A 24,135-nucleotide genomic window follows, 5' to 3' on the forward strand; every position below is an offset into this window, starting at 1 on the left:
GCAAGCCAAGGATTTCCTTGAGCCTTGCTCCTTGTCGCTTGGCGCTGGCCGAAGCCCTACCCCGTATTGCGCAGCCCCGCGGCGATGCCCGCCATGGTCACCATCAGCGCCCGAGAGAGGTCGGCGCTGATGGCGCCGTCGGCGTCGCGGTTGCGCTGCAGCAGCTCCGCCTGCAGGCCATGGAGCGGGTCGATGTAGGGGTTGCGCACGGCGATGGCCTGGTAGATCAGCGGCGTTTTCTCCAGCAGCTCTTCCTGCTCCAGGATCTCCAGCACCACTGCGTTGAGGCGCGCGAAGCGCTCCCGCAGCCGCTGGCCCAGCGCCTTGAGGGTCGGCTCGTCCACCAGGCGATGCTCGTAGTAGGCGGCGATGCCCACATCGGCCTTGGCCAGCAGCATCTCCAGCATGTCGAGGTAGGTGCCGAAGAAGGGCCAGCGGTCGCGCATCTCCTGGAGCACCTCGCGACCGCCCTCCTCCTCGAGGCGGGTGGCGAAGGCCTCGCCGCTGCCCAACCACGCCGGCAGCATCAGGCGGATCTGGGTCCAGGCGAAGATCCAGGGGATCGCCCGCAGGGTCTCCACCCCGCCATCCTGGCGCCGCTTGGTGGGGCGCGAGCCCAGCGGCAGGCGACCCAGCGAGCCCTCCGGGGTCACCGCGCGGAAATAGGGCACGAAGTCGGGATCCTCGCGCACCACCCCCACGTAGGCGCGGTGGGCGATCTCGGCCAGGCGGTCCATCTCCTCGCGCCAATGGGGCTCCGGCGCCGGTGGCGGCAGCAGGGTCGCCTCCAGCACCGCGCAGGCGTAGATCTCCATGGAGCGCAGGGCGATCTCCGGCTGGCCGAACTTGAAGCGGATCATCTCCCCCTGCTCGGTCACCCGCAGGCTGCCGTTCACCGACCCCGGCGGCTGGGAGAGGATGGCGGCATGGGCCGGCCCCCCGCCGCGCCCCACGGTGCCACCGCGACCATGGAACAGCGTCAGGTCGACCCCGTGGCGCTCGCACACTTCTACCAGCGTCTCCTGGGCCCGGTACTGGGCCCAGGCGGCGGCCAGCTGGCCGGCATCCTTGGCCGAGTCCGAGTAGCCGATCATCACCTCCTGGCGCTCGCCGCAAAGGCGGCGATAGCCGGGCAGAGAGAGCAGACGGTCGATGGCGTCGCCGGCGTGGTTGAGGTCATCGAGGGTCTCGAAGAGCGGCGCGATGGGCAGCTTCACCTCACCGCCCACCTCCTTCATCAGCAGCGCCACGGCCAGCACATCGGAAGGCTGGCCGGCCATGGAGATGATGTAAGTGCCCAGTGCCTCGGCCTGCTCGGTGGCGATCACCCGGAAGGTGTCGATCACCTCCCGGGACTCCGGCGAGCACTCCCAGCGGCGCGGGATCAGAGGGCGCCGCGAGGCGAGCTCCTCGAGCAGGAAGGCCTGGCGCTGCTCCTCGCTCCACTCGCGGTAGTGGCCGAGCCCCAGGCCGTCGGTCAGCTCCTCCATCACCTGGGCGTGACGCCCCGCCTCCTGGCGGATGTCGAGCTTGGTCAGGGTGACGCCGAACACCGCCACCCGGCGCAGGGTATCAAGCAGGGCGCCGTTGGCGATGGTGTCCAGGCCGACATCGCACAGCGACCGGTAGCAGGCCAGCAGCGGCGCATAGAGCTGGTCGCGGCTCTCGATGATCGGGCCACCATCATAGGCACGACCGTCGAGGCACGCCTTGGCCCAGTCGCGGGTCGCCTCGACCCGTGACAGCAACCGGCGCAGCAGCTCGCGATAGGGCTCGGCGACCTCGCCCACCTCGGCCTTGAGGGCACTGTTGGCCTTCCACATGGAGAGTTCGGCCTTGAGCTGCTCGAGGTCGCGCAGGTAGAGGTCCGCGGCCATCCAGCGTCCCAGCAACAGCACCTCGCGGGTCACCTTGGAGGTGACGTTGGGATTGCCGTCGCGGTCGCCGCCCATCCAGGAGGCGAAGCGGATCGGCGCGGCATCCAGCGGCAGGCGCTCGCCGGCGGCATCGAGCAGCAGGTTGTCGAGGTCGCGATGGAAGTCCGGCACCGCCTGCCACAGGGAGTTCTCGATTACCGCGAAGCCCCACTTGGCCTCGTCCACCGGCGAGGGGCGCTCGTGGCGGATCTCGTCGGTGTGCCAGGCCTGGCTGATCAGCTCCTCGAGTCGCCCCTTGGCCCTCGCACCGCGCTCGGGATAGTCCGCCGAGGACTCGATGGCCGTCAGGCAGTCGTCGATGGCATCGTACTTCTGGATCAGGGTGCGACGGATGACCTCGGTGGGATGGGCGGTGAGCACCAGCTCGACGCGCATGCCCGAGAGGCTCTCCACCAGCCGGCGCGGCGAATGGCCCGCCCCCCGCGCCCGCTCCAGCAGCTCCGAGAGCACCGGCTGGGTCCCGGGGCGGTAGTCCTCCACGCGGCGGAAGCGCGCCCGGTAGTGCTGCTCGGCGATATTGGCCAGGTTGAGGAACTGGTTGAAGGCGCGGGTCACCGGCAGCAGGTCACGGTCGGGCAGCCGGCGCAGGTAGTCGATCAGCTCGCGCTGGGCCGCCTCGTCGCCCTGGCGGCCACGCTTGGCGAAGCCACGGATCGCCTCGATCCGGTCGACGAAGCCGCTGCCCAGGTCGTCGGCGATGGTGCGGCCCAGGCTGTCACCCAGGATACGGACGTTGTCGCGCAGGGATTCGTGCAGATCGTGGCTCATGGCCGTGACTCTCCGGGAATGGCGTTGTCGTTGGGTTCCATATGGCGGGCCTCGGTCTGCTTGGCGGCCTGCCAGTGGCGCTCCATGGCGTCGAGGCCGGCCTCGGCGGGGGCAAGGCCCTCGGCCGCCAGGGCCGCCTCCACGTGGCGGAAGCGCCGCTCGAACTTGGCATTGGTGGCACGCAGGCGCTGCTCGGGGTCGGCCTTGAGGGTGCGCGCCAGGTTGGTCACCGCGAACAGCAGGTCACCCACCTCCTCGGCGGCGTGCTCAGGGTCCTCGGCGGCCAGGGCCTCCTCCACCTCGTCGAGCTCCTCGCGGATCTTGGCGATCACCCCGCGGGCGTCGGGCCAGTCGAAGCCGACCCGGGCGGCACGCTTGGAGAGCTTGGCGGCCCGCGAGAGCGCCGGCAGGGTCCGCGGCACGTCATCCAGAACCGACGCCGCGGCGCTGTCCCCCAGCGATGCGGCGCCGGTGTCCTTGCTGCCGGCCCGGGCGGCACGCTCCTCGGCCTTGAGCGCCTCCCAGCGGGAGTGGACCTGACGCCGCTCGATCTCCTCGGCCGTCACCCCCGGCGGGCGCCGTGAGGCCAGGGTGCCGTCGGGGAAGACGTGGGGGTGGCGGCGCAGCATCTTGGCGGTGAGGACGTCGACCACGTCATGGAAGTCGAAGCGTCCCTCCTCCGCCCCGAACCGGCTGTAGTAGACCACCTGGAAGAGCAGGTCACCGAGCTCGCCGGGCAGCTCGTCCCAGGCGCGCCGCTCGATGGCGTCGGCGACCTCGTAGGCCTCCTCCAGGGTATGCGGCACGATGGAGTCCCACCCCTGGTCGAGGTCCCAGGGACACCCCTGATCGGGGTCGCGCAGCACCGCCATCAGGGTCAGCAGGTCATCCAGGGTGTGGCGCCGGCTCATGCCTTCCTCTCCTTGCCCTTGCGCCTGCCGGGCGCGCCGCCGCGCAGGCGGCGCACCTCGATGACGTTGGGCAGCTGCTGGATGCGCGAGAAGAGTCGTCCCAGGGTCTCCAGGCCATCCACCTCCAGGGTAATGGTCAGCCGCGCGATGCCATCGTCGCTGTCGGTCAGGGTGTTCACCGCCAGCACGTTGACCTTCTCGTTGCCGAGCACCCCGGTGACGTCGCGCAGCAGGCCGGAGCGGTCCCAGGCCTGGACCTCGATGTTGACCGGGTACTGGGTGCGGGCCCGCTCGCCCCACTCCACCTCGATGATGCGCTGGGGCTCGTCGAGGCGCAGCTGGAGAATATTGGGGCAGTCCTGGCGGTGCACCGTGACCCCGCGCCCCTGGGTGATGAAGCCGACGATGGGCTCGCCGGGTACCGGATGGCAGCAGTTGGCCATGCTGGTCTTGAGGTTGCCGACGCCGAGCACGGTGATGTCACCCTGGCTGCCCTTGCCCGGGGCCCGCCGGGGCCTGGCCAGCAGGCGGTCGAGCTGCTCCTGGTCGTCGCTCTCGCCGAACAGCTGCTGGGCCTGGTGCAGCACCTGGCCGATGCGCAGGTCGCCGGCGCCGAGCGCCGCGTACATGTCATCGGGGGTGACGTAGTTGACCTTGCGGGCCAGGGTGTCGAGGTCCATGTCCTCGAGGTCCAGGCGCTTCATCTCGCGCTCGAAGAGCGCGCGCCCCTCCTCGACGTTCTGGTCGCGGGCCTGGTGCTTGAACCAGGCCTGGATCTTGGCCCTGGCGCGGGAGGTGCGCACGTAGCCGAGGCTGGGGTTGAGCCAGTCGCGGCTGGGGCCGCCCTTGCTGGCGGTGAGAATCTCCACCTGCTGGCCGGTCTTGAGCCGGTAGGTGAGCGGCACGATGCGTCCGTTGACCTTGGCGCCCCGGCAGCGATGGCCCACCTCGGTGTGCACCCGGTAGGCGAAGTCGATGGGGGTGGCGATGCGCGGCAGGTCGATGACGTGGCCGTCGGGGGTGAAGACGTAGATGCGGTCTGGCGCCACGTCGCTGTTGAGTCCCTCGCGCAGGTCGCCGAAGTCGCCGACCTCCTCCTGCCACTCCAGCACCTGGCGCAGCCAGGCGATCTTCTCCTCGTAGCTGGTGCTCTTGGCCTTGGTGTCGTGGCCCTTGTAGCGCCAGTGGGCGCAGACCCCGAGCTCGGCCTCCTCGTGCATGGCGAAGGTGCGGATCTGGATCTCCAGCACCTTGTTCTCGGGGCCGATCACCGCGGTGTGCAGCGACTGGTAGCCGTTCTTCTTGGGGTTGGCGATGTAGTCGTCGAACTCGTTGGGCACGTGGTGCCAGCGCGAGTGCACCAGCCCCAGCACCGTGTAGCAGTCGGCCACCTCGGGCACCAGGATGCGCACCGCGCGGATGTCGTGGACCTGGGAGAAGTCGATGCGCTTGCGCTTCATCTTCCGCCAGATCGAGTAGATATGCTTGGCGCGGCCGTTGACGTCGTAGCGGGGGATGCCCTGGGCGTCGAGCAGCCCCTTGAGGGTATCCACCACCTCGGCGATGTAGCGGTCGCGGTCGACGCGCTTCTCGGCGAGTTGCCTGGCGATCGCCTTGTAGTCGTCCTCGTGGAGGTAGCGGAAGGAGAGGTCCTCAAGCTCCCACTTGAGGTGGCCGACGCCCAGGCGGTGGGCCAGGGGCGCGTAGATGTCGAACACCTCGCGGGCCACGCGGAGCTGCTTCTCGCGGGGGGCGTCCCGGACCTGGCGCAGCGCGCAGGTGCGTTCGGCGATCTTGATCAGCGCCACCCGTACGTCGTCGATCATGTTGACCAGCATCTTGCGCAGGTTGTCCTGCTGGTCGTGCTGGCTCATGTCGTGGCTGGGCAGCTGGGTGGCGCTGATCGCCGCCATCTGCAGCACGCCATCGATCAGCGCGGCGACCTCGCGGCCGAAGCGCTTGGCGATCGCCTCGAGGCCGATCAGCCCCTCGCGCACCGCGCGATAGAGCACGGCCGCCTCCAGCGCCGGCTGGTCGAGCCGGAGCTCGCCGAGAATGTCGGCCATTTCCAGGCCCATGCGGAAGCTGGAGCCATCGGGCTGCCAGCGCCGCTGGGGACGGTCGGCGTCATGCTCGAGGCGCTCGGCAAGGTGGCAGGCCTCCACCAAGCGTGCGGGGTCGCGCAGCCGCACGTCCTCCTGCAGGCGTTCGACCCAGCGCGGGATGTCGACGCGACCGCCGTGGGTGAGGGGCTGGTCCTCGCGGACTTTAACCATCGGGTGAGGCTCCTTGCGGCTGCTGCCACCGCGGATGCTCGAACAGCAGCATCGATTCCAGGTGTGAGGTGTGCACGAACATGTCGGCCACGGCGCTCCGGGTCATCCGGTAGCCACCATGCACAAGGCGTGCCGCATCCCGGGCCAGGGTGGCCGGATCGCAGGCGACGTAGAGCACGCGCGGCACCGGGGCGGCACACAGCGCGCGGGCCACCGACTCGGCGCCCTCCCGGGGCGGGTCGAGCACCACCACCTCCGGGCGAGCCTCTGCGAGCAGCGCAGCGGCGGTGGCTTCCTGTGCCAGGTCGGCCTGGCGCGCCAAGAGAGGCAGCCCATTGGCGGCGGCATTGTCCGCCAGTCGATCGACCATTGCCAGGTTGCCCTCCACGGCGGTCACCGACGCCCCGGCATCGGCCAGCGGCAGGCTGAAGTTGCCGACCCCGGCGAAGAGGTCGAGCACCTCGCGGCCGGCGAGCGCGCCCTCGCCGGCCCCCAGCCAGGCCAGGGCGGTGGAGACCATCGCACGGTTGACCTCGGCATTGGCCTGCAGGAAGTCGCCGGGCGCGAAGCCCAGGGTCAAGTCGCTGGCGCCGGACGCCTGGCGGGCGCTCGGCACCCGGCAACTGAGCGCCGGGGGCGGGGTGAGCCACTCGAGGGTCGGCGCCTCCCGGCCCGTCAGCCAGGCGAGAGGGACGCCGCGTGCGGCGGCGAAGGCCTGCCAGCGTCCGCGGTCGCCCTCGTGCCCCTTGAGCTGGCGCACCACCACCACCGCCCCCTGGTCGCTCTCGACCAGCTCCAGATGCCCGACCTGGCGTGGCGCCTCCAGGCTTGCCAAGTGGTGGTGCAGCGGCCCCAGCAGGGCGTCCAGCGCCGGCGCCAGGATGGTGCAGTGGTCGATCGTCACCAGGCGATGGCTGTGGCGGGCGCGAAAGCCCAGGTGGATCGCGCCCTGGGCGTCCACCTTGACGCCGAGCCGGGCCCGGCGACGGTAGCCCTCGCCGGCCCCGGCCAGCAGCTCGGGCTCACCGTCCACCGCGATGCCCTGACGGGCCAGCAGCTCGCGGAGAACCGCCTGCTTGTGGCGACGCTGAGCCGGCAGCGCCAGGTGCTGCAGGTCGCAGCCGCCACAGCGGGTGTAGTGGGCGCAGGGCGGCGCGACGCGCTCCGGGGCGGCGGCGACCACCTCGCGCACATGGGCCTCGTCGAAGCGCTTGCGGGTGCGGTGGACCGCCGCCTCGACCCGCTCCCCCGGCAGCGCCCCCTCGACGAACAGCGTCTTGCCGTCGGGGTCGTGGGCCACACCGCGGCCGTCATGGGCCAGGCGCTCGATGGTGACCTCGCGGGAGGCCGGCTCGCCCCCGCCGCGCAACAGCGGCGCCCCCCGGGGCTGCTGACGCCCCTGCAGGCCGGAGACACCCGACGCCTGGCGCCGTGGGCGGCGCTTGCCCAGCATCGCCATGGCTCAAGCCTCCGCGGCGAACAGGCCGGTGGAGAGGTAGCGGTCGCCGCGGTCGCAGACGATGAACACGATCACCGCGTTCTCCACCTGCTCCGCCACGCGCAGCGCGCCGGCCAGGGCACCACCGGAGGAGACGCCAGCCAGGATGCCCTCCTCGCGGGCCAGGCGACGCATGTGCGCCTCGGCCTCGCGCTGGCCGATGTCCAGCACGCGGTCGACGCGGCTGGCATCGAAGATGCTCGGCAGGTACTCCGCCGGCCAGCGGCGGATGCCGGCGATGCTGGCGCCATCCTCGGGCTGCAGGCCGATGATCTCCACCTCGGGGTTGCGCTCCTTGAGCGCCTGGGAGACCCCCATGATGGTGCCGGTGGTGCCCATGGAGCTGATGAAGTGGGTCACGCTGCCGCCGGTCTGCTCCCAGATCTCCGGACCGGTGCCGCGGTAGTGCGCGAGCGGGTTATCGGGGTTGGCGAACTGGTCCAGCCGCTTGCCCTCGCCCCGGGCGAGCATCGCCTCGGCAACGTCGCGGGCCTCCTCCATGCCGCCCGCCTGGCTCACCGTGATCAGCTCGGCCCCGTAGGCGGCCATGCACTGCTTGCGCTCCTCGGAGGCGTTCTCCGGCATGATCAGCACCATGCGATAGCCCTTGATCGCCGCGGCCATGGCCAGGGCGATGCCGGTGTTGCCGGAGGTGGCCTCGATCAGGGTGTCGCCGGGGGTGATCTCGCCGCGTGCCTCGGCCTGCTCGAGCATGGAGAGCGCCGGGCGGTCCTTCACCGAGCCGGCCGGGTTGTTGCCCTCCAGCTTGGCCAGCAGCACGTTGTTGCGGCCGGCACCGATACGCTTGAGGCGCACCAGGGGCGTGTGACCGACGACCTCCTCGATGGTGGGAAAATGCATGCAAGCATCCTTCTCTAAAGGTATTTTCGTCATTATATCCGCGCGGCTCCGGGGTGGACAGGCACCCGTCGGAGCTCGCGTCGCGTTTCCCTGCCCGAGAGGCCCGTGATGTCGTTGAAGCTGCGCCTGCTGCTGATTGCCCTGGTCCTGCCCATGCTGCTGATGGTTGCCGTCACGGCGATCACCCTGCCCCTGCACCGCGGCGACCAAGAGGCCCGGGTGGCCGACCGGATGGAGACGGCGGTGGCGCTGGTCGCCCCGAGCCTGGTCGCGGCCCTAGAGGACGGCGACGCGTCGCGCCTCGAGGCCTATGCCGATCGACTGCTGGCGATCGAGGAGGTTCGCGCCCTGGCCATCACCGATGGGGCGGGGGAGCGCCTGCTGGAGCTGGGCCGGCTGCGGCCGATCGCCGACGAGGCCGGTGCCGAGGGTGAGACCAACGGGCTCAGGCGCCACGGCGAGGGCCACTGGCGGCTGCACACCGGACTTGCCGAAGGCGGGGGGGCGCGCCTGGTGCTGGATATCGACGGCGGCGGCCTGCTGCTCGCCCACTACCGCCAGGTCGGGGTCGCCGGCGTGCTGCTGGTGCTGGCGGCCCTGCTGCTGGGCGCGACGACGACCGCAACCTGCCGCCGGCTGCAGCGCCCCCTGGAGGAGGCCGATGCGGCCCTGGCGCGGCTGCAGCGCGGGGAGCCCCATGCCCCGCTTGCCGCCCTGCCGCCGGAGCTGCCGCCCCTGGATGAGCGCATCAACGCCCTGGCCGGTCGGCTCCAGGAGGCCCGCGAGGAGATGCAGCGCCAGGTCGCCCAGGCGACCGCCGAGCTCGAGGAGTCCATGGAGACGGTGGAGGTGCAGAACATGCAGCTCGACCTCGCCCACCGCCGGGCCCTGGAGGCCAACCGGGTCAAGTCGGAGTTCCTGGCCAACATGAGCCACGAGATCCGCACCCCGCTCAACGGCATCATCGGCTTCTGCCGGTTGCTGGGGCGCTCCTCCCTGGACGCCCGCCAGCGCGAGTGGCTGGAACACGTCAATCGCGCCTGCGGCAACCTACTGATGCTGGTCAACGACGTGCTGGACTACTCAAAGCTGGAGGCGGGACGCCTGGAACTCGAGCGCCTCCCGGTGGACATGGTGGAGCTGGTGGACGAGGTGCTGGCCCTGCAGGCGCCGACGGCCCAGCAGAAGGGGCTGGAACTGGTCGGCATGGTCTATGACGACGTGCCCGCCGGCCTGCAGGGCGACCCCCTGCGCATCCGCCAGCTGCTCACCAACCTGGTGGGCAACGCGGTCAAGTTCACCGAGCGCGGCGAGGTGGTGGTGCGGGTCATGGTGGAGGAGAGCGAAGCCGGGCGGGTCACCCTGCGGGTGAGCGTCGCCGACACCGGCATCGGCCTCTCGGCGGAGCATCGGCGGCGCCTCTTCGAGGCCTTCCGCCAGGGGGACCCGAGCCACTCGCGGGAATTCGGCGGCAGCGGGCTCGGCCTCTCCATCTGCCGTCGGCTGGTCGAGCAGATGGGCGGCGAGATCGGCGTGGAGAGCGAACCGGGGAGCGGCAGCACCTTCGCCTTCACCCTGCCCCTGGCGGGCGACGCGGCGGCGGAGCGCCCCCCGGAACTGCGCCTAGCGGGCGAGGCGGTACTGCTGGAGGAGCCCCACCCGACCACGCGCCGCGCCCTCAAGCACCTGCTGAAACGCTGGGGGGCGCGGCCGGTGGTGCCGGGAGAGGCCTCGGCGGACGCCCCGCCGCGCCTGCTGGTGGCAAGCCTCGGAGACGCGACACGCCACCCCGAGATGCTCGAGCGCTGGCGGCGGCGCCTGGCGACGCTGCCCTGCCCCGCCCTGCTGCTATGCAACACCAGCCCGCTGGAGCTACCCGAGCTGCCGCTGCCCCGGGGCGGGGAGGTGCTGGTGAAACCGCTGACGCGACGCACCTTCGGCGAGGCGGTGGCGCGCGCCCTGGGGTCGCATCACGGCGGCCAGGCCGGGGACGCGGCGCCGGAGGCGATGCCCGCCAGGCGGCGGCTGCTGGCCGTGGACGACAACCGCGCCAACCGGGAACTGCTGGGGGCGCTGCTGGCCGGGCCCGGGGTCGAGGTCACGCTGGCGGCCAGCGGAGAGGAGGCGCTGTCCCTGGCACGCCAGGCCCGCTTCGACCTGGTGCTGATGGATATCCGCATGCCGGGCATGGACGGCATCGCCGCCACCCGGGCACTGCGTCACCTGGGGCCGGAGTGGAGCCACACGCCCATCGTGGCGGTGACCGCCCATGCCCTCGAGGTAGAGCGCCGCCGCCTGCTGGCAAGCGGCCTGGATGACGTGATCACCAAGCCGCTGGATGCCGAACGACTCGCCACCCTGATGGCCCGCCACCTGGGTGACCGGGGCGAGGCCCCGGCGCCCATGGCCAGCCCCGAACCCGCATCCCATGGCAACGACCTGCCCACCGTGGATCTGGCACTCGGCACCCGCCTCGCCGGAGGGGACGAGGCATTCGCCCGTCGGCTGCTCGGTCAGCTGGCCGACTCGCTGACCGAGAGCGAGGCGGCGATCCGCCAGGCCTACCGAGAACGGGACCACGAGGCGCTACTCGACGCCATTCACGCTCTCAACGGGGCCTGCCGCTACTGCGGGGCCCCGCGCCTGGCGCTGCTGGTGGAGACCATGGAGACTCGCCTGCGCAGTCGCGGCCGCGAGGCGATGGCGCCGCTGATGGCGCCGCTGTTCGAGGCCATGGCGGCGCTGCGTCGCTGGGACGCCGACCACCCCGCCGAGGTGGGCGGCGAGGCTCAGCCCTCGAGCACCACGAAGGCCACCGCGAACTCGTCCTCGTCCGACAACGACAGGTGAGTGGCACGCACGCCGGCGACGCGCGCCAGCTCATGGGCCTTGCCGGCGAGCAGCAGCGAGGGACGGCCGAGGCTGTCGTTGACCACCTGGATCTCCCCCCAGCGCATGCCGTGGCGCAGGCCGGTGCCGAGCGCCTTGACGAAGGCCTCCTTGGCGGCGAAGCGCTTGGCCAGGAAGGCCGCCGGCTGAAGGTGCCCTGCCAGGCGTTCGCGCTCCAGCTCGCCGAGCAGCCGCCACGCCAGACGCTCGCCACGGCGTGACAGCGCCGCCTCGAAGCGCGCCACCCGGGCGATATCGGTGCCGATGCCGAGGATCATGGCTTAGTGGACGTGGTGGTCATCGTCGTGGTCGTGATCATGCGCCTCCAGCGCCGCCACGAAGCCCGCCTCCTGGCCGGCGATAGCCAGGCGCTTCATCTCGGCTACTGCCTCCTTGAGGCCCACGAAGAGGGCCCGGGCGATGATCGCATGGCCGATGTTGAGCTCGTGCAGGCCGGGGATAGCGGCGATGGCCTCGACGTTGTGGTAGTGCAGGCCGTGGCCGGCGTTGACGGTGAGCCCCAGCTCGAGGGCCATCTCGGTGGCGGCGGAGAGGCGCACGTGTTCGCGGGTCGCGGCCTCGCCGCTGGCCTCGGCATAGGCGCCGGTGTGCAGCTCGATCACCGGCGCCCCGGCACGCGCCGCGGCCTCGATCTGGGCGGGCTCGGGGTCGATGAACAGCGACACCTCGCAGCCCGCCGCGGCGAGCCGCCGGCAGGCGTCGCGGATCGCCGCGAAACCGCCGACCACGTCCAGGCCGCCCTCGGTGGTCAGCTCCTCGCGCTTCTCCGGCACCAGGCAGACATGGGCCGGGCGTACCGTCTCGGCCAGCGCGACCATCTCCTCGGTGACCGCCATCTCCAGGTTCATGCGGGTGGTCAACACCTCGGCGAGCAGGCGCACGTCACGCTCCTGGATATGGCGGCGATCCTCGCGCAGGTGCACGGTGATGCCGTCGGCGCCTGCCTCCTCGGCGAGCAGCGCGGCCTGGACCGGATCCGGATAGCGCGTGCCGCGGGCCTGCCGCAGGGTGGCAATATGGTCGATATTGACGCCGAGAAGGATTCTGGGGGGATGCATGACGGGCTCCAGGAGAGTCGAATTATCAGCAGGAAGTCACGTGATCGCCGTGATCATGGGGCCGAGCGGCGCCCCTCGTTGTGTACACGCTAAGCGCTGAAAGCCCCTAGTCTGACCCGGCCCGCCGACGCTCGGCAAGCTGGCGCATCAGCTCCCGGGAGCGCAGGGGGTGAGTGCCCAGCAGTGGAGCCAGTGCCGCGCGGGCCACCGCCTTGGCGGGGCCGGCGAGCCCCGGAGCCTCCCAGTCTCCGCCGGCGAGGAGGCGCAGGGTGCGTCCGTCCAGGCCCGGCTGGCCATGGCGGAAGGCACGGCTGTCGACATCGAAGACATAGCGCGCCTGAGGGTCGAGCTCGCCGCCACCGGCCTCGACGAAGCGTGGTGCGGCGTCCAGCGCCTCGAGCAGGGCGAACTCCAGCCGCCGCAGGGCACCGGCACGGGCGTCGGGACGTGGCAGCGCCTCCAGCAGGGCGGCATAGAAGGCGAACACCTCGGCCACCGGCAGCTCCACCGGCAGGGCACGGGTCAGAAGCTCATTGGCGTAGAGGCCACACAGCAGCCCCTCGCCGGCCAGCAGCGCGGCCGCGCCGCGGCTCTCCATCAGGCGCAGGCGCTTGAGCTCACCCTCCCCCACCCAGGTCAGGTGCAGCGGGGCGAAGGGCTGCAGGCGGCCACGGGAGCGTGAGCCGGGGCGCTGCACGCCCTGGGCCACCGCCCGCACCCGCCCGTGGTGCAGCGTCAGCAACTCCACCAGGGCGCTGGTCTCGCGGTAGGGCCGCTTGTGCAGCAGGAAGGCGGGTTCGGGGGTCATTCAGTCGAGGTCATACCCCAGGCTCTTGAGGGCGCGCTCGTCGTCGGACCAGCCACGCTTCACCTTGACCCACAGGTTGAGCATCACCTTGGCGCCCAGGGCGCGCTCCATGTCCAGGCGCGCCTCGCGACCGATGCTCTTGATGCGCTCGCCGTTCTCGCCGATCAGGATCTTCTTCTGTCCCTGGCGCTCCACCAGGATCAGGGCGCTGATATGCACCACCCTGCCCTCGTCGCGGAACTCCTCGATCTCCACGGTCATCTGGTAAGGCAGCTCGTCGCCCAGCTGGCGCATCACCTTCTCGCGCACCAGCTCCGCGGCCAGGAAGCGCTGGCTCTTGTCGGTGATCTGGTCCTCGGGGAAGAAGTGCACGCTCTGTGGCAGGTGCCGGGCCACCTCGGCCTCGAGCTCCGGCACGTTGGTGCCGTGCTTGGCGGAGATCGGCACGATGGCGGCGAACTCGCGCCGTGCGCCCACCGACTCCAGCCAGGGGAGCAGCTCCGCCTTGTCCTTGAGGCGGTCGACCTTGTTGACCGCCAGGATCACCGGCGCCTTGACGTGCTCGAGGCGCTGCAGGACGACCTGGTCCTCCTCGCTCCAGCGGGTGCGGTCGATGATGAACACCACGCAGTCGACGTCGCGCAGGGCCTGGGTCGCCGCCTGGTTCATGAAGCGGTTGATGGCCTTGTTGCGGTCCTTGGCCAGGATATGGATGCCGGGGGTGTCGACATAGATGGCCTGCGCCTCGCCCTCGGTCTTGATCCCCATCACCTGGTGGCGGGTGGTCTGGGGCCGGCGCGAGGTGATCGACACCTTCTGGCCGAGGATACGGTTCATCAGCGTGGACTTGCCGACGTTGGGGCGGCCGACGATGGCCACGAATCCGCAGGTCTGGGTCATGCGCGCGTCCCCCTGGGCTCGAGTTGCTTGAGCGCCAGCTCGGCGGCCTGCTGCTCGGCGTGGCGCCGGCTGGAGCCGACCCCGACGGTATGGCCTTCGAGCAGCTCCACGTGGCACTCCACGGTGAAGATCTGGGCGTGGGCCTCGCCCTCCACGCCGACCACCTCGTAGCGCGGCAGCGGCGCCTGGCGCGACTGCAGGAACTCCTGCAGGCGAGTCTTGGGATCCTTCTGGGTGTCCTGCAGGCTGATGCCCTCCAGGCGCACGGCGTACCAGGAGAGCACCCGGGTGCGCACCGCCTCCATGCCGGCGTCGAGGTAGATGGCGCCGATCACCGCCTCCACGGCATCGGCCAGGATCGACTCGCGGCGATGGCCGCCGCTCTTCATCTCGCCGGAACCCAGGCGCAGGTGCTCGCCGAAGCCCATCTCCCGGGCCAGCTCGGCCAGGGTCTGGCCCTTGACCAGGCGCGCGCGAAGGCGCGAGAGCTGCCCCTCGCGGGCCTCGGGGAAACGCCGGAACAGCGCCTCGGCGATGACGAAGTTGACGATGGAGTCCCCGAGGAACTCCAGGCGCTCGTTGTTCTGGCCACCGTAGCTGCGGTGGGTCATGGCAAGCTCGAGCAGCGCGTCGTCACCGAAGTCGTGACCGAGGCGTCGGCTGAAGGCGTTGAGGGTCTGGCTCACGAAAATCCTGTCGTCTGTGTGTCGGTTGCGATGGCGGATCGGAAGGGGCAATCAGTGGATGCGACGCACGCTGGTGAAGCTGGGCAGGCCGCCGTCCCAGTGCATCCAGACGGCGAAGGCGCGACCGACGATATTCTCCTCCGGCACGAAGCCCCAGTAGCGGCTGTCGTTGGAGTGGTCGCGGTTGTCGCCCATGGTGAAGTAGTGCCCCTCGGGGACCACCAGCTCACGCACCTGGGGGCCCGGGTCACGAGGGTTATTGTAGATGCGGTGCTCCACCTCGCCCAACCGCTCGGCCAGCAGCAGCTCGCCACGCGCCTCGGCGGGGCTCTCCTCGAGCAGCACCTTGGGCACCGCCTCGCCGTTGACGAAGAGCTGCTTGCCCTCGTAGCGGATGCGGTCGCCGGGCAGGCCCACCACGCGCTTGATGAAGTTGACCGACGGCTCGCTGGGGAAGCGGAACACCATCACGTCGCCGCGCTCGGGCTCGTCCAGGTCGAGGATCTCGGTGTGCACCACCGGCAGGCGCAGCCCGTAGGCGAACTTGTTGACCAGGATGAAATCACCGATCTCTAGCGTCGGCCGCATGGAGCCGGAGGGGATCTGGAAGGGCTCCACCACGAAGCTTCTCAGCACCAGCACCACCAGCAGCACCGGGAAGAAGGAGCGGGCGTAGTCCACCGGCCAGGGCTCCTTGAGCACCTGCTCGCGGGCATCGGGGGTCAGTCCCTCGGTGGTGCCGGCCTCGGCGGTCTGCAGCGCCTGGCGCCGCGCCGGGCGCCACCAGACGAGGTTCAACAGGGTGATCACGCCGGTAACGGCGACGGCGATCACCAGCAGCAGTGAGAAGTCCATGGCGGTCGGGGTTCCCTGTATGAGAGGTCAGTCGTTCACCTTGAGCACGGCGAGGAAGGCATCCTGGGGAATCTCCACCCGGCCCACCTGCTTCATGCGCTTCTTGCCCGCCTTCTGCTTCTCGAGGAGCTTCTTCTTGCGGGTCACGTCGCCGCCGTAGCACTTGGCGGTAACGTTCTTGCGCAGCGCCTTGACGGTGGAGCGCGCCACCACCTGGCTGCCGATGGCGGCCTGGATCGCCACGTCGAACATCTGGCGAGGGATCAGCTCCTTCATCTTCTCCACCAGCACTCGGCCACGGGAGTGGGCGTGGTCGCGGTGGATGATCACGGCCAGGGCGTCGACCTTGTCACCGTTGATCAGCACGTCCAGGCGCACCAGCTTGGCGGCCTCGAAGCGCTCGAAGTTGTACTCCAGCGAGGCGTAGCCCTTGGAGATCGACTTGAGGCGGTCGAAGAAGTCCATCACCACCTCGGACATGGGCAGCTCGTAGGTGAGCTGGATCTGGCTGCCCAGGAACTGCATGTCCTTCTGGGTGCCGCGGCGCTGCTCGCACTCGGTGATCACGTTGCCGACGAACTCCTGGGGCACCAGGATGCTGGCCCGCACGATGGGCTCGCGCATCTCCTCCACGTCGGCCATGTCCGGCAGCTTGGAAGGGTTGGCCACATAGCGCAGCTCACCATCCTTCATCAGCAGCTCGTAGATCACCGTCGGCGCGGTGGTCAGCAGGTCCAGGTCATACTCGCGCTCAAGGCGCTCCTGGATGATCTCCATGTGCAGGGTGCCGAGGAAGCCGACGCGAAAGCCGAAGCCCAGGGCGTCGGAGTTCTCCGGCTCATACTCCAGCGAGGCATCGTTGAGCGCCAGCTTCTCCAGGGCATCGCGGAAGTCCTCGTAGTCGTCGGCGCTGACCGGGAACATGCCGGCATAGACCTGGGGCTTGACCTTCTGGAAGCCCGGCAGGCGCGCCACGTCGGGGGTCCTGGCGTGGGTGATGGTATCCCCCACCGGGGCGCCGTGGATGTCCTTGATGCCGGCCACCACGAAGCCCACCTCGCCGGCGCGAAGGATGTCGGTCTCGCGGCGCTGCGGGGTGAAGATGCCCACCTCGTTGGCCTGCCAGTCACGGCCGGTGGACTTGATGCGGATCTTGTCGCCCTTCCTGAGGGTGCCGTCGAATATCCGCACCAGGGAGACCACGCCCAGGTAGTTGTCGAACCAGGAGTCGATGATCAGCGCCTGGAGCTGCCCCTCGGGGTCGCCCTTGGGGGGAGGGATGTCGCGCACCAGACGCTCGAGCAGCGCATCGATGCCCATCCCGCTCTTGGCCGAGACCTGGCAGGCGTCGGTGGCGTCCAGGCCGATGATCTCCTCGATCTCGTGGGCGACCTTGTCGGGGTCGGCCTGGGGCAGGTCCATCTTGTTGAGCACCGGCAGCACCTCGAGGCCCTGCTCGATAGCGGTGTAGCAGTTGGCCACCGACTGGGCCTCGACGCCCTGGCCGGCGTCCACCACCAGCAGCGCCCCCTCGCAGGCGTAGAGCGAGCGGGATACCTCGTAGGAGAAGTCGACGTGCCCGGGGGTGTCGATAAAGTTGAGCTGGTAGGTATTGCCGTCCGGCGCATGGTAGTCCAGCGTCACCGACTGGGCCTTGATGGTGATGCCCCGCTCGCGTTCGAGGTCCATGGAATCGAGCACCTGCTCCTTGAGCTCACGCTCGGTCAGCCCGCCGCAGGTCTGGATCAGGCGGTCGGCCAGGGTCGACTTGCCATGGTCGATGTGGGCGATGATCGAGAAGTTGCGGATATGCTTGAGCTTGTCGGAGGGGGTGTCTTGGGACATCGAATGACTTCTGCCTGATTAGGTTCGGGCCTCGGGCGGGCGCACGCGGCGCGCGGCGTCGGCCGGGATCGTGCGCCATTGTACCGGCATGCGCGGGCCAGATACAGCAACCCGACGGCCGGGGGCCGTCGGGTGGTGGCTCATGAAACGTCGGTGGGGCTCAGTCGGCGTCGAGGCGCAGCGCCACGAACAGCGAACGGCCGTCGCGGTAGAGGCGCACCGGTACGGCACGGTCGGTGGGCAGCTCGCGCACCAGGGCGACCAGCTCGTCGGGGCCGGCGACCGTGCGATGGTCGATGCTCACCAGCACGTCGCCGGGCCGCAGCCCCGCCGCCGCCGCCGCGCCATCGGGCGCCACCTCGAGGATGCGCACGCCGCCCTCGATCCCCAGGCGTTCGCGCTCGCTCGGCTCGAGCTCGCTCACCGAGACGCCCAGGCGTGCCTGCTGGCTCTCCTGTTCCGGCTGGTCGGCGGCCATCTGGGCATCCGGCCAGTCACCCAGGGTGACCTCGAGGGTCTGGCGCTCGCCGTCGCGCAGCAGCTCGAGCGCCACCTCGCTGCCCGGAGCGGTGCGCCCGATCAGCCGCGGCAGGGCGCTGGAGTCATGCACCCGGGCGCCATCCACCGCGAGGATGATGTCGCCGGCACGCAGGCCGTCGCGGGCGGCGGGACCCTCGGGGTCGAGGTCGGCGATCAGCGCGCCGCGCGGCTCGTCCATGCCGAAGGACTCGGCCAGGTCACGGGAGACCGGCTGGATCATCACCCCCAGCCAGCCGCGGCGCACCTGACCATCGCTGCGCAGCTGGTCGGCCACGTCCATGGCGACGTTGATGGGGATGGCGAAGGAGAGCCCCATGAAGCCGCCGCTGCGGGTGAAGATCTGGGAGTTGATGCCGACCACCTCGCCGTCGAGGTTGAACAGCGGACCGCCGGAATTGCCGGGGTTGATCGCCACGTCGGTCTGGATGAAGGGCACGTAGGCGTCCCGCGGCAGGGTGCGGTCGATGGCACTGACGATGCCGGCGGTTACCGAGTGGTCGAAGCCGAAGGGCGAGCCGATGGCGGCCACCCACTCCCCTACCCTGAGGTCGTCGGAGTCGCCCAGGCGCAGGGTCGGCAGGCTCTCGGCCTCCACCTTGAGCACCGCCACATCGGTACGCTCGTCGCTGCCCACCAGCTCGGCAGCCAGCTCACGCCGGTCATTGAGGCGCACCACGATCTCGTCGGCACCATCGACCACGTGGGCATTGGTCATGATGTAGCCGTCCTCGCTGATGATGAAGCCGGAGCCCAGCGACTGGCGCTCCTGGGAGCGGCCGGGGCCCTGCTCCATGCCGGGCGGCATGGGGAAGCGGTCACCGAAGAAGTGGCGGAAGATCTCGGGGATCTCCTCATGGTTGAAACCCTGGAAGGGGTTGCGACTCTCCACGGTGCGCGTCGTGGAGATGTTGACCACCCCGGGGGCGGCCTCTTCCACCAGCTCGGTGAAGTCGGGCAGCTCCCGGGCCATGGCGCCCTGCCAGGCCAGCAGGCTGGCGGCCAGCAGCATCCACAGGGAGACGTATCGCAAGGTTCGCATCATGGTGACTCCTGCGTGAGTATCGTGGGTCAAGGGATCCGATAGGGTGCGGTTACGGAGATGGTGATGGCGCGCTGCCCTCACAGGCTCAGGAGGCCGGCGAGCGCCAGCTCAGGGCATCCGCCACCCGCAGCAGCACCCGCGGGGGCATCTCGCCCATCACCACCACCTGGCGCTGGCGGCCACCCAGCTCGCGGTGGCGCACCACCGCATGGGAGACACCCAGCCGGTGCAGCCCGGGGGCCAACGGCTCGATGCCCTCCAGCGGCGAGACGAAGAGGCTCAGGGTGGAGAGACCATCGCTGTAGAGGCGATGCGTCACCGCCCCGCCGTGCCGCGCACTGCGAGTCTCCACCGGCTGGGCGGTGAAGCCCTTGGGCAGCCAGCCGAGCCGCCAGGGGTCCTCGGAAGGCGCCTGCACGGGGTCGATCTTCACCTCGCCGGCGTGCAGTCGCGGGCGCTCGAGCGAGGTCAGCTGAAAGGTCTCCACCGCGCGCCCGGTCTCGTCGAGCAGGCTCTGCTTGAGGGTGAGCCCCGTGGCCACGTCGAGCCACAGCCGCTTGCCGTAGCGGAAGCTGTCCAGCGGGGCGATATCCAGGCGACGCGCTCGGCGGTTGGCGATACGCTCCTCGCCCCCCAGGCTGAGACGGTAGTGGTCATCGACATGGGCCGCGGCGCCCGCCGGGGTGGGCGGCAGCGCGCCCGCCGGGGTGGGCGGCAGCGCGCCCGCCTCGACACCGTTCAGGCGTCCGATGCGGCTGCGCCTCTCGAAGGCCATGGGCGGACCGTCGAGGAAGCGGGCCAGGCCGCGCTCGGTGCCGTCGTGGACAGAGTGGCTGAGAACCAAGGTACGCACGCCATCGAAGCCAATGCGCACCGCCTGGGCCTCGTAGGCATAGCAATGGCCGGCCCAGAGGCTACGCTCGAACCACTCCAGCGCCGTCTCCGGCGACGCGGCAGCCTCGAGGCGCCGGCAATCGAAGCGCTCGGCATCAGGCGCAACCTCAAGGGCCAGCGCCGGCGGGACGGCGAGAAACAGAAGCGAGAGGAAGCCCGGTAGGCAGCGACGAACGGCGCGCATCGCCACCCTCCGCTCAGCGCTGGCCGAGGCCGTCGGCACCGGTGGCACGCAGCAGTGGCATCCAGGCGTCACCGCTGCGATAGGCCGCCCCCTCGGCGTGACGATCCAGGTAGGACTGCAGCAGGCGTGCCTGCTCCTCGTCCGCCATCAGCGACTGGCGCTGGCTGGAGGCCATGAACATCGGGGTGGCACTACCGCCGGCGCCCACGGTCATCAGGCCGCCGTCGCCCTGAGGCAGCGAGAAGAGCGGCAGGTCGGCCAGGGCGGGGCGACGCACGGCCTCGGCAGCGGCGGGCGCGGCGGCGAGGCTGGCCGGGGCCGCCTGCCCCGCCCCCGCGCCGGCCACCTCGGCGGGTTGCCCCACCGAGGCGCCCGGGAGGCCACCGTTATAGAACTGAACGCCGGTAATCACCATCAGCGAGACCGCCGCGGCGATGCCGGCGCTGCGGGCCAGTGGCAGCGAGCGACGAGAAGCGGGGATGGCGCTGTTGTCGAGGTCGACCTCGCGGCCAGGTGCCGGCTCCTCCTCGAGGCGTGACAGGATGCCCGCGGAGAGATCGGTGCTGACATCCATCTCGCCCTCGCGGCGCATCAGGCTGCGCATCAGGTGGTAGCGGCGCCAGGCCTCGGCGGCATCCGGCGCCTCCTCCAGGGACTTCAGCACGCGGCGCAGCTCGAGCTCGTCGCCCTCGTTATCCATCAGGGCAGAAAGCGATTCCCGTGCGTTCTGACTCATTCTCAACACCCTCAACCAGGCAGGGTCGTGCCCTGCATCCGTTGTCAGCCCGATATCGCCATTCCCGGCCGCTGTGCCGGGAATGGCGACATCCCGTTCCGCCGTCGGCGACGTGAACACTGCCTATGACGCCAATGGCGTGGGACAGTTCAGCGAATCGACAAAAAATGTGACCTCAGGCCTCTCCCGGCTCCCGGTTGCGCGCGGTGGTCACCAGCGGCCGGATATGCTGGTCGACCGCCTCCCGAGCACGGAAGATCCGCGAGCGTACGGTGCCCACCGGGCACTCCATGATGTTGGCGATGTCCTCGTAGGAGAGCCCCTCGAGCTCGCGCAGGGTGATCGCCGTGCGCAGGTCATCGGGCAGCGCCTCGATCGCCTCGAACACCGCCGCCTCCAGCTGGTCGCGCGCCAGGGCCGCCTCCGGCGTCTCGGTCTCGGAGAGGCGTCCGCTGTGATCGACGATCTCGGCGTCGGCGATGTCCAGGTCGCTGCCGGGCGGGCGGCGCCCCCGGGAGACGAGGTGGTTCTTGGCGGTATTGATGGCGATGCGGTACATCCAGGTATAGAAGGCGCTCTCGGCGCGGAACTTGCCCAGCGCCCGGTAGGCCTTGATGAAGGCCTCCTGGGCCACGTCCTGCACCTCGGCATGGTCGTGCACGTAGCGCCCGATCAGGCCGATGATCTTGTGCTGATACTTCTTCACCAGCAGGTCGAAGGCGCGGGTATCCCCCTTCTGGGCGCGCTCGACAAGCTGCTGGTCGGTTTCCCTGGCCCCCATCTAACCTCTCCCCGTCCGCAGGCGACGGGAAGTGAGGCGGCGGCCGGAAGGCGGCGTCGCGTCGGGGCGTGGACTTGGCTGCATAGCGTCTACCTGATGCCTGGGCGAGTGGGGGTCAAAGACCATCGTCGAAAGTCGCACAAGTGTTCCCTTTTCCTGCGCATCCATCAAGCCGGCGTTCATCGAGCGGCGCCCGCGCTGAGACAGCCGGCCCTGCGGGAGGTTCCCGCGATTGATCGTGGGTGCCCCGCCCGGTGTATAGTAGGGCCACCATTAGCATGCCGACAGGCCATCAGCGCAGACACGACACGGGTATTCGAATGACAGATCAGCAGGTCAGCAACCTCAACGTCCTCTCCCAGGACGTGCTCATCACCCCGGAAGCCCTGAAGCAGGAGATCCCGCTCACCGAGGCGGCCGAGAGGACCGTGATCGAGGGGCGTGACACCATCAAGCGCATCCTCGACGGCGAGGACCCGCGCCTGCTGGTGGTGGTAGGCCCCTGCTCCATCCACGACGTCGATGCGGCGATCGACTACGCCCGCCACCTTCGCCGTCTCGCCGACGAGGTCAAGGAGAGCCTGTATATCGTGATGCGCGTCTACTTCGAGAAGCCGCGCACCACCGTAGGCTGGAAGGGGCTGATCAACGACCCGCACCTCAACGGCTCCTTCGAGATCGAGGAGGGGCTGCATATCGCCCGCAAGCTGCTGGTGGAACTGGCCGAGATGGGCCTGCCGCTGGCCACCGAGGCGCTGGACCCGATCTCGCCGCAGTACATCCAGGACTGCATCAGCTGGTCGGCCATCGGCGCGCGCACCACCGAGTCCCAGACCCACCGCGAGATGTCCTCCGGCCTCTCCTGCCCGGTGGGCTTCAAGAACGGCACCGACGGCAGCCTGGAGGTGGCGGTCAACGCCCTGCAGTCGGTGGCCCATCCCCACAACTTCCTGGGCATCGACTACGCCGGCCGAGTGGCGATCATCCGCACCCGCGGCAACGCCTACGGCCACGTGGTGCTGCGCGGCGGCAACGGCAAGCCCAACTACGACAGCGTCAGCGTGGCGCTGGCCGAGCAGGAGCTCAAGAAGGCCGGCATCAAACCCAACATCATGATCGACTGCTCCCACGCCAACTCCAACAAGGACCCGGCGCTGCAGCCGCTGGTGCTGGAGAACGTCACCAACCAGCTGCTGGAAGGCAACCGCTCGATCATCGGCCTGATGGTGGAATCCAACCTCGGCTGGGGCAACCAGAAGATGCCCGAGGACCTGAGCGAGCTGAAGTACGGGGTCTCCATCACCGACGCCTGCATCGACTGGGACACCACCGAACGTGCCTTCAAGGAGATGAACGCCAAGCTCGCCCCTGTGCTGGCGAAGCGGACACAGGCCGCCTGACCGCGGCCACCGCCACGAAGCACGACCGCACAGGCGCCCTCACCGGGCGCCTGTCGTCGTCTTCGGGGGGTGCCTCAGGGCAGACGAAGCCTCAGAGGTCCAGCTCGGTCCACACCGGGGCGTGGTCGGAGGGCTTCTCCATGCCGCGCAGGTCGTAGTCGATACCCGCCTCCACCACTCGCTCGGCGAGCGGCGCGGTCACCAGGATATGGTCGATGCGCAGGCCCCGCTTGGGCTCGCGGTCGAAGCCCTTGGAGCGATAGTCGAACCAGCTGAAGCGGTCATCCACCTCGGGGTAGAGCACCCGGTAGCTGTCGGTCAGCCCCCAGGCCTTGATCGCGGCGAGCCACTCGCGCTCCACGGGCTGGAAACTGGTCTTGCCCTCGCGCAGCCAGCGCCGGCGGTTGGGCTCGCCGATGCCGATGTCGATGTCCTCGGAGGAGATGTTGAAGTCGCCCATCACCGCCAGGCGCTCGTCGGGGCGGTAGGCGCCCTCCAGCAGGCGCTGCAGCTGGGCGTAGAACGCGCGCTTGTGGGGAAACTTCACCGGGTGCTCGACGTTCTCGCCCTGGGGGAAGTAGCCATTCCACACCGTCAGTGGTTCGCCGTCGGCCAGGCGCAGCCGCACTCCAATCATGCGCCGCTGGGCCTCGTCGCCGTCGTCGGGGAAGCCGAGGTGGAAGGTCTCCGGCTCACCACACTGGGCGGGATCGACCAGCAGCGCCACCCCGTAGTGCCCCTTCTGGCCATGGAAGGCGACACGGTAGCCGAGCGCCTCCACCGCCTCGCGGGGAAACTCGGCGTCCTGCACCTTGGTCTCCTGCAGGCCGATCACCGCCGGGCGGTGGGCCTCCACCAGGGCCGAGAGCTGGTGCAGGCGCGCGCGGATGCCATTGATGTTGAACGAGACCAGGCGCATCAGCGCTCCTCCCCGCCCGACTCGGCGTCGGGGTGAATGGCGATCTCCTGACCCTGTTGCTGGCGGGCCAGCTTTCGGGCGGCCTGCACCTTGCGCTGCTGGCGCTTCTTCTGGGTGTAGCGGGTCGACGAGGTCACCTGATCCGGGTTCTCGTGACGCCACTTCTTGTAGTCCTTGCGCCGGCCGGTACGAATCTGCACCTTGTCGGCCAGCGAACGAGTCTTCTTGCGTCGTGTCATGGGGCAACTCCTCTGCTATGGCGCGCATTCTACCAGCCTCGTGGCACGGGACGCGCCCTTCGTCGCATAGACTGGTACAATGCGCGT

General features: G+C 69.9%; 20 protein-coding genes. 2 read left to right on the forward strand and 18 right to left on the reverse strand.

Annotation, left to right across the window (positions count from 1 at the left end; genetic code table 11):
- Positions 1–56: 56 nt before the first annotated feature.
- The 5 genes from ppc to cysM are packed head-to-tail and all read right to left on the reverse strand — an operon-like array spanning position 57 to position 8,251.
- Positions 57–2,705 (reverse strand): phosphoenolpyruvate carboxylase, encoded by a 2,649-nt coding sequence (gene ppc, locus BLP95_RS13040; RefSeq protein WP_089680067.1) that lies wholly within the window; start codon positions 2,703–2,705, stop codon positions 57–59.
- The gene (mazG, locus tag BLP95_RS13045; RefSeq protein ID WP_089680069.1) at positions 2,702–3,616 is read right to left on the reverse strand and encodes a nucleoside triphosphate pyrophosphohydrolase; all 915 of its coding nucleotides are present in this window, start codon (positions 3,614–3,616) and stop codon (positions 2,702–2,704) included. The genes ppc and mazG overlap by 4 nt, the downstream gene beginning before the upstream one ends.
- Entirely contained in the window at positions 3,613–5,892 is a 2,280-nt protein-coding gene (relA, locus tag BLP95_RS13050) for a GTP diphosphokinase (protein ID WP_089680071.1), read from the reverse strand. The genes mazG and relA overlap by 4 nt, the downstream gene beginning before the upstream one ends.
- A complete protein-coding gene (locus BLP95_RS13055) occupies positions 5,885–7,351 on the reverse strand; it encodes a TRAM domain-containing protein (protein WP_089680074.1) in 1,467 nt (488 codons plus the stop codon). The genes relA and BLP95_RS13055 overlap by 8 nt, the downstream gene beginning before the upstream one ends.
- A 3-nt stretch (positions 7,352–7,354) precedes the next feature.
- Positions 7,355–8,251: a cysteine synthase CysM gene (gene cysM / locus BLP95_RS13060; protein ID WP_023004861.1), complete on the reverse strand. Its 897-nt coding sequence runs from the start codon at positions 8,249–8,251 to the stop codon at positions 7,355–7,357.
- Positions 8,252–8,359: 108 nt separating this feature from the next.
- On the opposite strand from cysM, the gene BLP95_RS13065 reads away from it, so the two are divergent.
- Complete coding sequence (locus BLP95_RS13065) at positions 8,360–11,101, forward strand: ATP-binding protein (protein ID WP_089680076.1); 2,742 nt, start codon at positions 8,360–8,362, stop codon at positions 11,099–11,101.
- Here BLP95_RS13065 and acpS read toward each other — a convergent pair.
- The 11 genes from acpS to rpoE all read right to left on the reverse strand — a co-directional run bounded on the left by acpS (position 11,041) and on the right by rpoE (position 21,490).
- Complete coding sequence (gene acpS, locus BLP95_RS13070; protein ID WP_089680078.1) at positions 11,041–11,418, reverse strand: holo-ACP synthase; 378 nt, start codon at positions 11,416–11,418, stop codon at positions 11,041–11,043. The two genes, BLP95_RS13065 and acpS, sit on opposite strands and share 61 nt — an antisense overlap.
- A gap of 3 nt (positions 11,419–11,421) precedes the next feature.
- The gene (gene pdxJ, locus BLP95_RS13075; RefSeq protein ID WP_089680079.1) at positions 11,422–12,219 is read right to left on the reverse strand and encodes a pyridoxine 5'-phosphate synthase; all 798 of its coding nucleotides are present in this window, start codon (positions 12,217–12,219) and stop codon (positions 11,422–11,424) included.
- 106 nt (positions 12,220–12,325) lie between these two features.
- Entirely contained in the window at positions 12,326–13,027 is a 702-nt protein-coding gene (gene recO / locus BLP95_RS13080) for a DNA repair protein RecO (protein WP_089680081.1), read from the reverse strand.
- Entirely contained in the window at positions 13,028–13,927 is a 900-nt protein-coding gene (era, locus tag BLP95_RS13085) for a GTPase Era (protein ID WP_089680084.1), read from the reverse strand.
- Entirely contained in the window at positions 13,924–14,613 is a 690-nt protein-coding gene (rnc, locus tag BLP95_RS13090; protein WP_089680086.1) for a ribonuclease III, read from the reverse strand. The genes era and rnc overlap by 4 nt, the downstream gene beginning before the upstream one ends.
- Before the next feature lie 51 nt (positions 14,614–14,664).
- On the reverse strand, positions 14,665–15,468 hold the full coding sequence (gene lepB / locus BLP95_RS13095; protein ID WP_089680088.1) for a signal peptidase I: 804 nt from the start codon (positions 15,466–15,468) through the stop codon (positions 14,665–14,667).
- 27 nt (positions 15,469–15,495) lie between these two features.
- On the reverse strand, positions 15,496–17,313 hold the full coding sequence (gene lepA, locus BLP95_RS13100; protein WP_089680089.1) for a translation elongation factor 4: 1,818 nt from the start codon (positions 17,311–17,313) through the stop codon (positions 15,496–15,498).
- Positions 17,314–17,473: 160 nt separating this feature from the next.
- Positions 17,474–18,895: a DegQ family serine endoprotease gene (locus tag BLP95_RS13105; protein WP_089680091.1), complete on the reverse strand. Its 1,422-nt coding sequence runs from the start codon at positions 18,893–18,895 to the stop codon at positions 17,474–17,476.
- Between the two features lie 85 nt (positions 18,896–18,980).
- The gene (locus BLP95_RS13110; RefSeq protein ID WP_089680094.1) at positions 18,981–19,973 is read right to left on the reverse strand and encodes a MucB/RseB C-terminal domain-containing protein; all 993 of its coding nucleotides are present in this window, start codon (positions 19,971–19,973) and stop codon (positions 18,981–18,983) included.
- Positions 19,974–19,986: 13 nt separating this feature from the next.
- Entirely contained in the window at positions 19,987–20,709 is a 723-nt protein-coding gene (locus tag BLP95_RS13115; protein WP_089680096.1) for a sigma-E factor negative regulatory protein, read from the reverse strand.
- A 175-nt stretch (positions 20,710–20,884) separates the two neighbouring features.
- Positions 20,885–21,490 (reverse strand): RNA polymerase sigma factor RpoE, encoded by a 606-nt coding sequence (gene rpoE / locus BLP95_RS13120; protein ID WP_023004873.1) that lies wholly within the window; start codon positions 21,488–21,490, stop codon positions 20,885–20,887.
- A 320-nt stretch (positions 21,491–21,810) separates the two neighbouring features.
- On the opposite strand from rpoE, the gene BLP95_RS13125 reads away from it, so the two are divergent.
- Entirely contained in the window at positions 21,811–22,890 is a 1,080-nt protein-coding gene (locus tag BLP95_RS13125) for a 3-deoxy-7-phosphoheptulonate synthase (RefSeq protein ID WP_089680098.1), read from the forward strand.
- Between the two features lie 91 nt (positions 22,891–22,981).
- Here BLP95_RS13125 and xthA read toward each other — a convergent pair whose 3' ends face one another.
- Both xthA and BLP95_RS13135 read right to left on the reverse strand, forming a co-directional pair.
- Positions 22,982–23,809 (reverse strand): exodeoxyribonuclease III, encoded by an 828-nt coding sequence (xthA, locus tag BLP95_RS13130; protein ID WP_089680100.1) that lies wholly within the window; start codon positions 23,807–23,809, stop codon positions 22,982–22,984.
- Positions 23,809–24,048: a hypothetical protein gene (locus BLP95_RS13135; RefSeq protein ID WP_089680101.1), complete on the reverse strand. Its 240-nt coding sequence runs from the start codon at positions 24,046–24,048 to the stop codon at positions 23,809–23,811. The genes xthA and BLP95_RS13135 overlap by 1 nt, the downstream gene beginning before the upstream one ends.
- Positions 24,049–24,135 lie beyond the last annotated feature (87 nt).

It is taken from the genome of Halomonas shengliensis (assembly GCF_900104135.1).
Classification (GTDB): domain Bacteria; phylum Pseudomonadota; class Gammaproteobacteria; order Pseudomonadales; family Halomonadaceae; genus Halomonas; species Halomonas shengliensis.